This is a genomic window from Halalkalibacter sp. APA_J-10(15) (assembly GCF_023017105.1).
Taxonomy (GTDB): domain Bacteria; phylum Bacillota; class Bacilli; order Bacillales; family Bacillaceae_D; genus Halalkalibacter.
Genome location: NZ_JALKEV010000005.1, coordinates 138445 through 153044, shown reverse-complemented (window position 1 = coordinate 153044; position 14600 = coordinate 138445). Strand labels below are relative to the sequence as shown.

The 14600-nt window shown below is 38.6% G+C and carries 18 protein-coding genes; 5 read left to right on the top strand and 13 right to left on the bottom strand.

Annotation, left to right across the window (positions count from 1 at the left end; all coding sequences use genetic code 11):
• Window positions 1–115 precede the first annotated feature (115 nt).
• From MW695_RS07850 to MW695_RS07825, 6 genes are all read right to left on the bottom strand, one after another.
• Window positions 116–913: a DUF1444 domain-containing protein gene (locus tag MW695_RS07850; protein ID WP_247104666.1), complete on the bottom strand. Its 798-nt coding sequence runs from the start codon at window positions 911–913 to the stop codon at window positions 116–118.
• A gap of 242 nt (window positions 914–1155) precedes the next feature.
• Entirely contained in the window at window positions 1156–1482 is a 327-nt protein-coding gene (locus MW695_RS07845; protein ID WP_247104665.1) for a thioredoxin family protein, read from the bottom strand.
• Window positions 1483–1496: 14 nt separating this feature from the next.
• On the bottom strand, window positions 1497–2519 hold the full coding sequence (locus MW695_RS07840; RefSeq protein WP_247104664.1) for a PTS sugar transporter subunit IIC: 1023 nt from the start codon (window positions 2517–2519) through the stop codon (window positions 1497–1499).
• 11 nt (window positions 2520–2530) lie between these two features.
• The gene (locus MW695_RS07835; RefSeq protein WP_247104663.1) at window positions 2531–3139 is read right to left on the bottom strand and encodes a hypothetical protein; all 609 of its coding nucleotides are present in this window, start codon (window positions 3137–3139) and stop codon (window positions 2531–2533) included.
• Window positions 3140–3238: 99 nt separating this feature from the next.
• Window positions 3239–3754, bottom strand: coding sequence for a DUF84 family protein (locus MW695_RS07830; protein ID WP_247104662.1), 516 nt, complete (start codon window positions 3752–3754; stop codon window positions 3239–3241).
• A gap of 74 nt (window positions 3755–3828) precedes the next feature.
• Entirely contained in the window at window positions 3829–4902 is a 1074-nt protein-coding gene (locus MW695_RS07825; protein ID WP_247104661.1) for a M42 family metallopeptidase, read from the bottom strand.
• A gap of 152 nt (window positions 4903–5054) precedes the next feature.
• On the opposite strand from MW695_RS07825, the gene MW695_RS07820 reads away from it, so the two are divergent.
• Complete coding sequence (locus tag MW695_RS07820; RefSeq protein WP_247104660.1) at window positions 5055–5363, top strand: PepSY domain-containing protein; 309 nt, start codon at window positions 5055–5057, stop codon at window positions 5361–5363.
• A 107-nt stretch (window positions 5364–5470) separates the two neighbouring features.
• On the opposite strand, the gene trmB is transcribed toward MW695_RS07820, so the two are convergent.
• Window positions 5471–6115, bottom strand: a complete 645-nt coding sequence (gene trmB / locus MW695_RS07815; protein WP_247104658.1) for a tRNA (guanosine(46)-N7)-methyltransferase TrmB — start codon at window positions 6113–6115, stop codon at window positions 5471–5473.
• A 115-nt stretch (window positions 6116–6230) separates the two neighbouring features.
• Here trmB and MW695_RS07810 point away from each other — a divergent pair, with 115 nt between their 5' ends.
• On the top strand, window positions 6231–6482 hold the full coding sequence (locus MW695_RS07810; RefSeq protein ID WP_247104656.1) for a YtzH-like family protein: 252 nt from the start codon (window positions 6231–6233) through the stop codon (window positions 6480–6482).
• A gap of 144 nt (window positions 6483–6626) precedes the next feature.
• On the opposite strand, the gene MW695_RS07805 is transcribed toward MW695_RS07810, so the two are convergent.
• Window positions 6627–7421 (bottom strand): phosphotransferase family protein, encoded by a 795-nt coding sequence (locus tag MW695_RS07805; protein WP_247104790.1) that lies wholly within the window; start codon window positions 7419–7421, stop codon window positions 6627–6629.
• Window positions 7422–7944: 523 nt separating this feature from the next.
• On the opposite strand from MW695_RS07805, the gene purU reads away from it, so the two are divergent.
• Complete coding sequence (gene purU, locus MW695_RS07800) at window positions 7945–8811, top strand: formyltetrahydrofolate deformylase (RefSeq protein ID WP_247104655.1); 867 nt, start codon at window positions 7945–7947, stop codon at window positions 8809–8811.
• Between the two features lie 388 nt (window positions 8812–9199).
• On the opposite strand, the gene MW695_RS07795 is transcribed toward purU, so the two are convergent.
• The 4 genes from MW695_RS07795 to MW695_RS07780 all read right to left on the bottom strand — a co-directional run bounded on the left by MW695_RS07795 (window position 9200) and on the right by MW695_RS07780 (window position 11507).
• Window positions 9200–9493 carry a type II toxin-antitoxin system HicB family antitoxin gene (locus tag MW695_RS07795; protein WP_247104653.1) on the bottom strand — a complete coding sequence of 98 codons (294 nt, stop codon included), beginning with the start codon at window positions 9491–9493 and terminating at the stop codon, window positions 9200–9202.
• Between the two features lie 12 nt (window positions 9494–9505).
• Window positions 9506–10393 carry a nuclease-related domain-containing protein gene (locus MW695_RS22970; RefSeq protein ID WP_247104652.1) on the bottom strand — a complete coding sequence of 296 codons (888 nt, stop codon included), beginning with the start codon at window positions 10391–10393 and terminating at the stop codon, window positions 9506–9508.
• A 62-nt stretch (window positions 10394–10455) separates the two neighbouring features.
• The gene (locus MW695_RS07785) at window positions 10456–11142 is read right to left on the bottom strand and encodes an LrgB family protein (RefSeq protein WP_247104651.1); all 687 of its coding nucleotides are present in this window, start codon (window positions 11140–11142) and stop codon (window positions 10456–10458) included.
• Complete coding sequence (locus MW695_RS07780; RefSeq protein ID WP_247104650.1) at window positions 11139–11507, bottom strand: CidA/LrgA family protein; 369 nt, start codon at window positions 11505–11507, stop codon at window positions 11139–11141. Before MW695_RS07780 ends, MW695_RS07785 begins: the two co-directional genes overlap by 4 nt.
• Window positions 11508–11605: 98 nt before the next feature.
• On the opposite strand from MW695_RS07780, the gene cysK reads away from it, so the two are divergent.
• A complete protein-coding gene (gene cysK, locus MW695_RS07775) occupies window positions 11606–12541 on the top strand; it encodes a cysteine synthase A (RefSeq protein ID WP_247104649.1) in 936 nt (311 codons plus the stop codon).
• Between the two features lie 129 nt (window positions 12542–12670).
• Here the strand turns inward: cysK and pepV are convergent, their stop codons facing one another.
• Window positions 12671–14089, bottom strand: a complete 1419-nt coding sequence (gene pepV, locus MW695_RS07770; RefSeq protein ID WP_247104648.1) for a dipeptidase PepV — start codon at window positions 14087–14089, stop codon at window positions 12671–12673.
• Window positions 14090–14348: 259 nt separating this feature from the next.
• On the opposite strand from pepV, the gene MW695_RS07765 reads away from it, so the two are divergent.
• Window positions 14349–14567 carry a DeoR family transcriptional regulator gene (locus tag MW695_RS07765; RefSeq protein ID WP_062047670.1) on the top strand — a complete coding sequence of 73 codons (219 nt, stop codon included), beginning with the start codon at window positions 14349–14351 and terminating at the stop codon, window positions 14565–14567.
• Window positions 14568–14600 lie beyond the last annotated feature (33 nt).

Below are 14600 nucleotides of genomic sequence, written 5' to 3'. Positions count from 1 at the left end.
CTCTTTAAATGAGAACAACTCCTCTCTTCTATTCAGGTCAACTTTATCATTTAGACCAATATATTGTTTTTTATTATATCATGTCCAAATGATCCTGTTCCGGTTTTTTTAAAAATCACGACTTTGGTTTACGCTGCGCTAAAATAAATGTCGGTTCTAACTCTCCATCTCCATACATAAATGGTAATGCTGTTACAGGGACGCGTCCTTCACCAAAGAATTGCAAAGCAATTTGTGCTAATACATCATAGCCTCTTTCATTTACTAAATCAGCAAAAATAAGCACATCCTGATGCGGTATCGAAACACCTAACTGTCCTACCGCTTGACGATTCATTTTCTCCAATAACGATTGGTCAAGGACTCTACTGGCATCGTAGCCATCCTTTGCACGCAGAAAATAAAACTTATTTCCTGCCACCTCGTCCTCTTTCAGAGGCTGATCTAATGAGCGAAGGTTAAATGTCGCCATTTCTCTAATCTTCGTTTTCGTCCACGATGTTTGTTCGAGTAATTGCTCATGAATAAGAGTATAAGACTCTCCTAGATCAATGACATAGTAAATCCTTGTCTCTGCTGTATGCTCGTCAAATAAAAGGACTTGCCCTTCTTTAGTCTCAGTCGGGAACGATGTCGCACGAATAATAGGAAAGATATTTCTCTCATTTCCATCGAGCATTGGCTTTGTACGCATTGATTCAAGCCCAACTTCTACATACCTAACGACCTCATCAATCGAATCAAATTCCTTCCGTTCCCACTTTGCTAACAATGGCTTTAAAGCTAAAGTGACCCCTTTTTTAATTTCTGTATCTTCAATGCGTAATGTTGCTTCTTTATGATCATAAAAAAGAGTCCATCCGTCTTTTTCTAACATTTGTTCAATCTTTTTACGGAATTCTCTCATTTCCATTTTCCATCACTCCTACTATCACTTGAATTCCTATTCAATCATGTTTCGAACAGAATCGCAACCTTTCTACTTAGTATAAAGCAAAGGCTCTTCTTAATTACGTCACGCGTTGTCGTCACAAGAACTTGAGCTATTCTGAATTGGAACACACTCTATCATGATTAAATGTCTAAGAAAATAATAAATTCTTTCTTAATTAAAAAGAAGGTCACTCTTATTTCATCACGAGTGACCTTCTTAACTCAACCGATATGCGCTTCTGCTTTCGTTAAAAATTCAACAATTTCTTCCTCGCTTTTGCGTTCCTTGCTAACAAAGCGCTCGACTTCTTTTCCATCCACATATGCAAGAAAGCTCGGAATTCCTAATATGTCTAATTCTTGACACAAGTCAATACATTCATCACGATCAACATAATAAAACGTGAAGCTCGGGAAATCCGCCTCAATACGTGGCAATAAAGGTTCAATCACCTTACAATCAGGACACCAATCGGCTGAAAAGACAAATACAGCTGACTCCTTAGTTGATATTTCCTTAAACTGTTCTACTGATTTAATCGATTCCATCTCTTTCTCTCTCCTTATTGGTCAATTTTCATATCACCAAAACGAATAAGACCCTTCTTCCTCATCCATTCTGACACAAGCAAGCTTATAACAGCTGGTCCGACAAAATGAAGCAATCCGATCGCAACGATTACATTGGTCGTTAAGCCCATCTCAGAAATGGTTAAAATCGGCCCAACTAATCCACTTGTTCCCATTCCAGCACCAGCGGCACTGTTTGACATTTGAAACATAACAGTTGCAAAAGGGGCTAGGATCGCTCCAGCTATAACAGGTGGTATAAGAATAAGTGGGTTCTTCATCACGTTAGGTACTTGTAGCATCGATGTTCCCATGCCTAAAGCGACCAAGCCTGACAAACGATTCTCACGATAGCTACTTACAGCAAATCCAATCATTTGAGCTGCGCAGCCTACTGTCGCTGCTCCAGCAGCCATTCCATCTAGCTCAAGCATGATAGCTAATGCAGCACTCGAAATTGGTGCTGTTAATGCTAACCCCATTAATGTCGCAACAACAATGCCTAATAATATTGGTTGTTGTTCGGTTCCCCATTTTATCAACTCTCCAAATTGTGTTAATGCCAATTGAATCCATGGTCCAATAAAATAGGCTGTAAGAAATCCTGAAACAATTGTAACAAAAGGCGTTACAATAATATCGATTTTTGTCTCTTGAGAAACAAGTTTTCCAATCTCAACGGACAGGACAGCAGCGATAAAGCTTCCAGCAGGTCCAGCAAGCTCAGCCCCAGCAGCTCCAGTAATAACAGCAGCAAATACGACTAGCCTCGGTGCTTTTAGACCATAAGCAACAGCCACACCAATGGCAGGACCCATTAAGCCCATCGCTAAATCTCCCATATCGACTAACAATGAAAATGCCGGAATATACGGTTCAATATTCTCTCCAGCCGTTTTCATAATCAAACCAATAATAAGAGAGGCAAACAAGCCTAATGCCATATAGCTAAGACCTGTAATAAAATATGTTCGCCATGAACATTCGATCCCTTTTCTTTTTAAGAACGCTCTCACGCATGCTCCTCCTATGACGATTCTTCAACATCAATTAATTGATAGGAATGAATCATTTTTGTCATTAGCTCAATATCTTCTACTAACTCCTCGTAAGTGGAAAGCGCAGATACTTTTACTCCACCTATCGAAACCAAAACAAATAGCTGATCTTCTTGCTGTGATTCTTCATCACTTTCTATTTCTTGCACATCTTCTTCTACTTCATCCTTTGAATTAACATAATCCTTAACAACTAGGAAGGAAAGATACTCATCGGTTTCAACCACTTCAAAGATAATGGCATCTTCTTCTAACTCTCTGTCACGCTCTAGATTAAACGAGCTCGTCTTAGGCTCTGTTGGATAATGAAATAGCAGATAACGTTGATCACCTTGTTGTTCCTCAATCAACATATTGAAGGGAGTGCTTTCCGATACAACTAAATGATCTGGTAAATACAAAGCAACGCCCTCTTCCTCTATGTTCGTCTCATTAGGCTCTTGTTGGATAAGATCCATATACGTCTCATAGCCTAATTCAAGCGCTTCTTCGTCTGATACTGAACACCCTATAATCAACATCGTTCCAAAAAGCAAAAAAACAATTCCAACTCGAGTCAACCACCGGTTCACTTTCAAAATAAGGACACTCCTTTAAAAGAACTTAAAGATACCTCCTTTATCATACCTTTATCCTATAGGGCTGACAAGAACCGTTTACAGCTAACATGACAGAATTTAATGTTTCTCGCTCAAAAGATATTGTCCATAAAGGAGTTTTACAATATGAGAAAACATTTCTTTTCGATCAACAAATCCATGACTAAATACGCCAATAGCCCCTTGTTTTTTTCGAACTTCTCGATCACCAACATACTCTGCCATGACATTCCCGAGCTCCTGACCGGTACGAAGTTGATTCGATATGTCTTCTGGGAGAGGAATTCGAGCCCCTCCGGCAATCCATTCTCTTCCATCCTGATGAAGAAGCACCCCCCAATTACATAACATAAGACCGAAGCGAGTCTCAATGACTCCACCTTCTAATCCGAAGGCCATTGTTGAAGTACTCAATTGTAGAAGAGCATCCTTCGCACGGTTTCGTGCACCTAGAATCGTCTCTTCGTCAGAAAAAGGTTGTGAGTCCACACTTGATTTAGCAGCTATCGGAATAAAGCGAATCTCTTCTTGAATAAGAGTAGCTTGAACAGCATGAACCTTTGCCGGATTTTTTGATCCAATTGCAACTATCATCTCATCCCTCCTTATTTCAATGGCACTGAAAAAGTTTAATTTTTAACTCATTTGATGTCCTCTTCTTCTCAAGGTTATACACTCTCTTGAATGGATCGGATTGTAGTCATATCAGTCGCTTTCACTAATTTCATTAACAGCTCCTTTGCAGCAGCGTAATCATCGACATGAATAATGGAAGCTGATGTATGAATATACCGTGCACAAATACCAATTACAGCTGATGGTACACCATCACCAGTCATATGAACTCGACCGGCATCCGTCCCTCCTTGAGAAATGAAATATTGATAAGGAATATCGTGTGATTCAGCTGTATCTAAAATAAATTCCCTCATCCCCCTGTGTGTAATCATCGAACGATCAAAAATACGCAATAACGCTCCCTTGCCTAGTTGACCAAAAGCATCCTTACCTCCAGTCGCATCATTAGCTGGACTTGCATCTAATGCATAAAAAATATCAGGCTTTATCATATTCGATGCAGTAGCAGCTCCTCTTAACCCAACCTCTTCTTGAACAGTCGCTCCTGAAAAAAGAATATTAGGGATTCTTTCATCCTTTAATTCCTTTAACAGCTCAATGGCAAGCCCAACACCATAACGATTATCCCATGCTTTAGCAAGAAGCTTCTTAGGATTTGCCATTTGTGTAAATGGGCAGACCGGTACAATTTGTTGTCCCGGCTTAATTCCGATCTTTACGGCATCATCCTGATTATCTGCTCCAATATCAATATACATGTGCTTCATTGCCATAGGTTTTTTTCTTTGTGCTTCGTCCAATAAATGAGGTGGCGTTGAACCGATGACTCCAATCACTGGTCCTTCTGCAGTTATAATTTGAACGCGTTGAGCAAGTAGAACTTGACTCCACCATCCACCTAACGCTTGAAATCGAATGAGTCCATTTTTACTAATAGATGTTACCATAAACCCAACTTCATCCATATGTCCAGCTACCATTACATTTGGGCCAGACTCATTACCACGTTTCACCCCAAAGATACTTCCTAATCGATCTTGAATAATTTCTTCTGTATAGTTCTCCAATTGCGTTCGAACATAATTTCGCACTGAATGTTCGAATCCTGGAGCACCTTGTAATTCTGTTAATGTCCGAAACATCGATAATGTATCTGAGTTCATCTCGAATCTCCTTTCTCTTTCTGTTCACTTCTATTCATTTTAGCTAACTTTTTTAAAGGATGCTACTTAGTTTGGTCAAATAACTTTTTTTATGTATACTACAATTGAACACAAGGAAGAATTGGACTCAATGAGAAGAAAGGAAGAAGAAAATGACCGTTAAACGCTTTTTACTTGGATTAGGTGTAGGGGTGTCTATAGGATTATGGCTCCAAAATAAAAAAAGACCTCAAAATATAACACCAGAAAACGCATTAAAAAAAGTCAAAAAAGCAATGCAACCGACGTATCACATTTCCGGCTCATGGATTCATATGGTTCCTGAAACAGTCACTCGTCAATCAATCGACTATCATGTCTATCGTGGTGGAATATCAACAGTTAATGATAATGGAACTGTTCAATATGAATTTCTCGTTGAAACGAACAGTGGCACAATTATCGAGTTAGAGCAATTGTAGCCTGAATGGTTCTCAGCACTCCATGAGAGAGATTTTTCATGGAGTGCATGATAATAACATCTTTGAATGCAACTAGACCAATGACACTGATCTAGATTATTTTATACTTACTCTTCTTTAAACATAGCTTCGCAGCGATAAATCCGCATTCCCTTTTTTGAAAATTTCTCTTCATATTCCGTCATGATATTTCCTTCAAACTGACTTTTATGTAGGTTAAGGCTAACATTTTTAACAATTAATCCAAACCTTGAGAAGCTCTCCAACGAATATTCAAACAAACCTTGATTGTCTGTTTTAAAATGAATTTCACCATCACTCTTTAACAATTGCTCATATAATTCGAGATAGTCCTTGTAAGTTAACCGCCTCTTTTCATGTCGGTTCTTTGGCCAAGGATCGGTAAAATTAATGTACACTCTACTTAAATCATCCTTTTCAAAGAATTGCAGCAAATCAATAGCATCCTCATTTAGAAATTTCAAATTGGGTAGCTTTAATGCTTTTGCTCGCTCTAAAGCGGTTAATAGGACAGTCTCGTATTTTTCAATACCTATAAAATTTACATTAGGGTACTGCTGAGCCATTCCGGTTAAAAATTGCCCTTTTCCTGTGCCAACTTCAATGTAGATCGGGTGACTGTTACCAAAAAGCTCTTGCCACTTCCCTTTATGCAACTCAGGGCGTTGAACCACTATTTCAGGATATTGGGCTAATTCTTCTTTCGCCCACGGCTTATTTCTTAATCTCATTTGCGTACACTCCTTAACGCGAAAATAACTAGATAAGTATATATTGTATACATTCGGTTACGATAACATTGTACATTGTTACGTTATTCATAAGATTGAAAGGAGTCTTTATAACATGCCGATTACTTCACAAACGAAGCTTCAATTATTAAAAGACCTCTTGCAAAACCAGGCGAATGAACATTATATGACAACTGATGAAGCAGCTCAAATTGAACGATTAGTGTCTAGCCTTTCAAATGATACTTCCTTAGCACCAGAACTACGTGCGACGCTTTCATCAATCCAACAGCTTCACACACTTAATCACCAGCCCTTTCCCGATGAAGAGGTCAGTCAATGGATGAACTCGCTAAACATCGAATAGTACATGCTCCATTCCCCCGGAAATAAGATGGTGAAATCTCAGTAATGTTATTTGTTCAAGTGGTTCTTAAGAGTGAACGAACAACCACTACTAATTGAGGGTGCCTTAAAGGTTTAAAAACCATTTAAAGCACCCTCGCTGTATTTAACTTAGTAATAAACTATTTAAATATACCTTCAGCTGTTCCACTTCATCTAATTGTTCACGTTCAAAATGCCAAATTAGTACAGAAATGGATTGCGATACAACATACCAGTGCATTCTCTCGCGCAAAGATTTATCTAACACTATTCCGTATTGCTCTAACCAAACGGCCCAATCTGATTCAGCAATATAAGAATAAAGTAACAAACCTAAGTCAATGGCTGGATCTGCTACTTTAGCTCCATCCCAATCAATTAAATAAAGATGCTCCTCATCATCAATCATCCAATTATTATGATTAATATCACAATGACATACGACGTAATGATGAAAGCGAACAGCTTCTAATTTATCAATTAAATACGTCATTGCTTGTTCAATTGTAGGATCTTCGAGGTGATGGGCTTGTAATTGTAATCGTAAATTCTCTACTATACGATAAGGAGTTAACGGTTCATTTCCAATTCGTTTAAACATATCGAGTAATTCACTAGAATTATGGATTTTTGCTAAAAGTGCTGCGACCCTATTTTCTTTCATTTCATAGGCTTTTAATTCTCGCCCACTTAACCAGCGCTGTGCTGTTACAACATCACCATTTTCAAGCCTTCGCGTCCATAGCAACTTAGGAACAATGCCTTCTGCCGAAAGAACAGCTAAAAATGGGGACGAGTTCCGCTTTAAAAAAACGGTTTGCTCACCTTGTTGAGCAATATATGCTTCTCCTGTCACTCCTCCGGCCGGCAATACCTTCCAGCCATCACCTAATAATTGTTCCACCCGATTCACCCTCATTTTCATTCACTGTCTTTTCCTATATGAGATCGAAGCTGAACGCTACATCGCTATCTTTCCTTCAAGTAAAAACATAAGTATTCTACTAAGAAAAGGCTTGAGCTCACGTTAATTGGTTATTTTAATAAAATGATCATCACTGTAATGGTAAGAAAAGATCACTTAACAATTAATAACCAACCTTTATTTATCAACTGTCTGTCTTCATCAAATCATTCGTTTTATTAATAAAGTGATAAAGCAGAGCTGCAACCGCCAGGCTCTGCTCACAAACATACGACACCTAATATAGTTTATCCTATCAGAGAAGCCTATGAACAGTCAATCTATAGTTACTATTATTTCTTTCCATCCGTTTACTATTCACAAATATCAAACGTTAAACTCATTAACAAAATCGTTTTTCTAATATGATTCATTGACAAAGAACCTAGTAATTTGCTTAAATATGTAAGATCCCTTTTACTTGTATATTGTATTTTCGTATAATGAAATGGATAGTAACAAATGTGGAGGACTTATAATGACAGTAAATAGCATATCGACGCAAGTTCGTTTATTAATTTCTTGTCACGATAAACCAGGTATTGTGGCAGCTGTTTCAGCTTTCTTACAAAAAAATGGAGCCAACATTCTTCAATCCGACCAATATTCAACAGACCCTTCAGGGGGTATGTTTTTTATGCGTGTTGAATTTGACCTATATGGCTCTTATCAATTAGAAGATCTTCGGCAATCATTCATTGAAATTGCGAATGAATTCTCAATGGATTGGCGTATGGAACCTGCTTCTAGAAAGAAAAAAATGGCCATTTTCGTCTCAAAAGAAGACCATTGCCTTCTTGAATTGCTTTGGAAGTGGAAAGCAGGTGAATTAAAAGCAGAGATTCCGTTAGTTATTAGCAATCATAAAGACCTGCAAAAAGAAGTTGAATCATATGGAATACCTTTCTTTTATGTACCTGTTACGAAAGAAAGTAAAGCAGAAGCAGAGCAAGAAGCAGTCAAACTTCTTCATAAGTATGAAATTGACTTCATTGTACTGGCACGTTATATGCAAATTTTATCACCGACCTTTGTTTCAACATTTCCTAAACGAATCATTAATATTCACCACTCTTTTTTACCTGCATTTATTGGAGCTAATCCTTATGCAAAGGCATTTGAACGAGGCGTGAAATTAATCGGTGCTACCGCTCATTACGTAACGGATGATCTAGATGAAGGTCCCATTATTGAACAAGATGTTTTACGTGTGAATCATCGTTACACAACCGATAAGCTCAAAATAGCCGGTCGTCAAGTTGAACGAATCGCACTTTCTAGAGCTGTTACATGGCATTTAAATGATCAAATTATCGTATATGGTAATAAGACGGTCATATTCTAAAATAACCTTTCAATCGTTGCTTAACACCTGAATAGACTTGAGGCTGTGTAGAAGTCCAATGAGGCTGGGACATAACAAACGTGTTTAGCTGTGAATCCGAACATTGTGCGAACGTATCGGGTCACATATACGTGACTCCTACGGGATGAAAAGGAGACAACTGAAAAGCAAAGGTGAGACCCCGCAGTGCCTAGCACGAGGACGAGGAAGCTCACCAACTTCCCGCTGAAAGCGAAGTATATTTCAGGAGCGTTATTTGTATCACTGTGTATATGTTCGGTTTCTCATTTATATAAACACTTTTGTGCCAAACTCTAAGCTTCTTAGATCTTTTATACATTCTTCTCTTTTAATAAAGAGGCTGGGGAATACATATCCCACAGCCTCTTTAAAGCTTCATTTCTTTAATTTCCTCGTTAATCCTATCGAACTCTTCTTTCTCCATCTCTTTTTCGATATAAATCAACTGAGCCGTATCTCTTACTTCAGGAAGCCGATCCATACCATTCTTTCTAATCCATTGGTAAAGCGCCTCTTCTAAATCATTTTTTGCATCGTTTACAGTTCGACCAAATGAAACACAATTGTCAAGATCAACGATTTCAATCATAATCTCCCTTTGTCCCATCCAGTTCCAAACCTTACGTATATTCCAATGGAAATCACTCGGTCTATACTTCAAACAAACTTCCCCCTACTCTTTCTCTTCTTCTTCATTCTCTTTTTTATCAACACATTCATTTAATAATAATGTAGCAACTTGCATTTGATTATGTTTGATCGGAGATGGATGGTTCTGTAACCTTTCCAACCACTTATTAAATTCACGCTTATCAATAAATTCCACATTCGTTCCTTGCAATTTATAATCAATCATTCCGTTACGACAAAGAACAACCTGCTTAATCGAAAATGTCATTGACGACTCCTTTAAACGTTCTTCAATAACAGCACGCATCCGCTTTAATGTAATAAGTGGATTAATCCGTTGCTTCTTCGTTTTATCAATGTACTCAAACCAATAACGACCTGACCGTGCTTCAAATACACTATGTTCTTTTCCATCTAAAATCGTAATACACCATATTTCTGATGGGCTAATAAGAACGATATCTAAATCAATTTCTGCCTTTTTATAAAGAAACACTGGATGATACAATAAGAAATAGCTATCTGGAATTTGTTGCGCAAAGAACCGTAGCCATTCGTCCTGTTCAAAGTCTTCATCCACATGTAATTCTCCTGTTTTCATTGACGTCGCCCATTTAATTTGCATCTTGAACAATTCATGAGCGTACTGCTTTTTCACATCATCTAACGTTTGAGCAGATCTATCAGAAGAATTGACATCTGGTATAATAGAATGTCCCCATCTTATAAATTTAGTGAAAAAAGAGCGAAGTCGATTATGATCCACTACCTGCTCTTGGTTCTCTCTGTCCTCATCAAATTGGAGTTGATCCCATTCTGTTTTTAAATAATACCATCTTTCCTTCTTATAGCGTGTATACTGACTAGGATATCGTTGAATATCAAATTGATAGCGTGACGAATAATCCTTTAATTTAATTAAATGAGCCACTTACGTCCCTCCCACCCCACATCTATTCTAAACCCTTCATAACATTATAATTCCATATTCCTTCAGTATAATAGAAAGACGAGTAAAGGAGCAATAATGGAAACAACGATTGCACTTATCGTCATCGCAATTGAGCTAATCGCTCCTTCTTGCTCACCATATTCTAACGCTTTTGCTGTTCCAATAGCATGAGAAGCACACCCAAGCCCGATTCCACGAGCAAGAGGATGATGAATGTGAGCTAATTGAAAAATATAAGATGAGATAACGGAGCCTCCAATTCCTGCTACCGCAACAAAGACCGCAGCTAATGCAGGTACCCCTCCGAGTGAAGCAGCAACATCCATTGCAACAGGAGCCGTAACTGATTTAGGGACAATTGATAATTGTAACTCTTCTTTGACTCCAAGTTCACCAGCTAATAAAAGTCCCGTACTAACACCAATAACTGCTCCAATACTAACACTGACTAAAATCGTCCGCAAATATTTGATAACTAAAGGTAGTTGTCGATAAAGCGGTAATGCTAACGCAACGACAGCAGGCCCTAGCAAATGGTCAAACCACTGCGCTCCAATATAATACGTTTCATAGGAAACATTGAAAACCGTTAAAAGAATCATAATACTAGCAGTCGCCGTTAATACAGGTAGTAAAAAAGGAATTCGAATCCTTTTATACACTGCTTTTGCAAGTATATACGCTAGCAAAGTCAAACTAAAACCAAATAACGTCACACCTACAATCAAGCTAGTTCATCTCCTTTTTTCCTTACCATTCGCTGTGAAATGAAACCAGAAATAGTCATAACGATAGCTGTACTTATAAGAGCAATGAGTAATAAGAGAGCAGCTCTTCCTTTAAACAAAGGCAAATACGGTAATGCTCCTACGGTTACTGGTATAAATAACAAAGGTAGGTGCTTAAGCATTAAAGATGCACCCTGTTCGACCCACTTTGGTGGAATGAGACCAATTGATAAAGCTAAGAATAATAGCGTCATCCCAATAATACTCCCTGGAATAAACAATGAAAATAATTGTTGTATCCAAACACCCAGATAATAAATAACAATGAAAATGGATAATTGCAAAGTCGTTTGTAAATACTTCATATTCCCTCCGAATTGATAGCGAAAGATATCTTTATTCTAAAAGCGCGATTATGATACACTATAGGAAGTTTCTTGACAGGAAAGGACGTGTACCCATCATGAAGGTAGTAAATAATATAGCCGATCTAATTGGACAAACTCCATTAATTCGCTTAAACCGCATCACTGACCCAAATGGGGCAGCTGTATATTTAAAAATGGAGATGCAAAACCCAAGTGGGAGTGTTAAAGACCGCGCTGCCTATCAAATGATTATACAAGCTGAACAAGACAACCTCATTCAGCCTAATTCCACAATTATTGAACCAACTAGCGGCAATACTGGTATTGGCATTGCGATGAATGCCGCTGCTCGAGGCTATAAAGCCATTCTAGTCATGCCTGATACGATGTCACAAGAACGAATTAACTTGTTAAAAGCATACGGTGCCGAAGTTGTTTTGACAGATGGTGATCTAAAGATGCCCGGTGCTATTCAAAAAGCAAATGAACTAGCTAAGACGATCCCAAATAGCTTTATTCCGATGCAATTTGAAAATAGTGCAAACCCTGATGCCCATCGCCATACAACAGCAGTTGAAATTAAAGACAGTCTTGATTCAATTGGCCAGTCACTTTCCGCATTTGTCGCAGCTTCTGGCACAGGCGGAACGATTACAGGTACTGGCGAAGAATTAAAGAAAATGTACCCGCAGTCAACGATCCATGTCGTTGAACCAGCTGGCTCTCCTGTTCTTTCAGGAGGGAAGCCTGGTCCCCACAAGCTTGTAGGGACTAGTCCAGGATTTGTACCACCTATTTTAAATGAAGATGTCTACGATCAGATCCATAATGTAGAAGACGAAGATGCCTATAACATAACGCTTCGCCTAGCACGGGAAGAAGCCATTCTTGTCGGCCCTTCCTCAGGTGCAGCTTGCTATGCAGCACTGCAAATCGCTAAGAAGCTCACAACACAAGATTCGGTCGTCGCCATTGCTTGTGACACTGGAGAACGATATTTATCCACAGATCTATTTGATTTCGAAAGTTAGTTCTTTCTTAGCGTTCGATCATTAATAGCGTCAACACCTAATGAGAAGACCCACACTTCTCATTAGGCTTTTAAACGTTAAAACAGAGCCAGGCACTTTCTATGTTGCGGCTTTCTCATAACATAAGTATTATTTGGCTAACTCATACATAGCATCGGCATAAATCGCCGTCATCTTCAACAAATCTTCAATTAGAATTTCTTCATTTTTCTGATGTGCTAGATCTTTTCTTCCAGGGAACAATGGGCCAAATGCGACTCCTTTGTGCAAAGATCGGGCATACGTTCCACCACCAATTGCTAGAAGCTCAGCTTTCTCACCAGTGTGACGCTCATAAACGGCCTGTAACGTTTGAATAAGCGGATCATCTTTCTCGACATAGCTTGGCTTCATATGATCAATAATCCGACAATTGAGCTTTTGCTCATTTGCAAGCGTTGTGAGCTTATTGATAAGAACATCACCATCTTTCGTTACAGGATAGCGAATGTTGCAGCCTAATTGCGCATCTCCATCCGCTTGGTAGGTGATTAAGCCTGCATTCACACTTAACATTCCTGAGACCTCATCCTTCATATCAATGCCTAAGGATTTCCCATTGTAGTCATGTCTCATCGTTGAAACAATTGAGAGAAATCGACTTACTTCATCTTGGAGATTACCTTGATGAACTAAGAAATATGCAAGCTCAACTCCAGCATTTACTCCTACTTCTGGTGTTGATCCATGAGCAGCCTTGCCATAACAGGTGAGTTCTATGTTGCTCTGTTTCAATCGAGCCATTCCATCTAATCCTTCATCTTGCAAATAGTGCTCATATTTCTCTTTAATCATTTCTAAATGTGTAAGATTCCCTTCAAGTAAGGCAACTGCTTCATCAGGTACCATGTTCATTCTCTCACCAGCAGTAAAGCGAACTAACTTGATAGTAGAGTTAGGCGGAGGCTGATTATTTACTTGTCTAGACTGTGATAGTATCACATCAATGATTCCTTTCTCAGCATGTATAATCGGAAAATCCGCATCAGGAGCAAAACCAATCACTGGCATTTCTTCTTGCTTAAAATAATGCTCAACACAACGCCAGTGGCTTTCCTCATCCGTACCGATAATTAATTGAACTCGCTTGTTCACCTCTAGTCTTAATTCCTTTAATAACACTAATGCAAAGAAAGATGCAATCGTCGGTCCTTTATTATCCATAGCTCCTCTAGCAATAATAGCCTGATCTCTCACCTCTGCAGCAAAAGGGTGCGTTTGCCAACCATTTGACTGAGCTGGCACTACATCAATATGACATAACACACCGACACTTTCTTCTCCATGACCATACTCTATTAACCCAGCGTAGCCATCAACATTTTTGGTTGATAAATTAAAATCCTTACCTCGTTGTAATAAATACGTTAATGCTTCGTCAATTCCCTTGCCAAATGGAGTCGATTCAGTCGCAGTCGATTCGTTAAGAACACTTTCAATTTGCAAAAATGCTCTAGCTGTTTCGACAATTTGTTCCTTCCGTTTGTTCACTTCTTCTCGCCAATTCACATCATATCCCCCATTTAAACAATTATGTAGTGCTTCGCTTTGCTTATTTATCTTGTCTATTGTAAAATGTAATTAATGAAAGGTTCTACACGTGTATAAATCAAAGAACCACTTAACGATACCTTTCTTAAAAGTAAATTGCAACTGTCCCTAAATGTCGATGTTGTTTCCCTCGTCCATGTAATAAGCGTCATGAAAGGAGCTTCTATTACATAGACTCTACTTAACAAAGTCATGATTAAGAAGAAGGAGTGGTTGTTTGAAAACTTCAACTGATCGTATGCTGACTCGAATTAAGTCTATCTACCTTTACATCAAACAAAAGGGGGCCGTCACAACGAATGAACTAGTTGAAGAGTTCGGAACGACTCAACGTACCATCCAACGTGATTTAAACGTCCTTGAATACAACAAGCTCGTTGAGAGCCCCAGTCGTGGGAAATGGACGGTCACGAATAAGAAAATCCGCGTATCGTAGCCAATAAAAACCAGAGGAACGAAATCCTCTGGT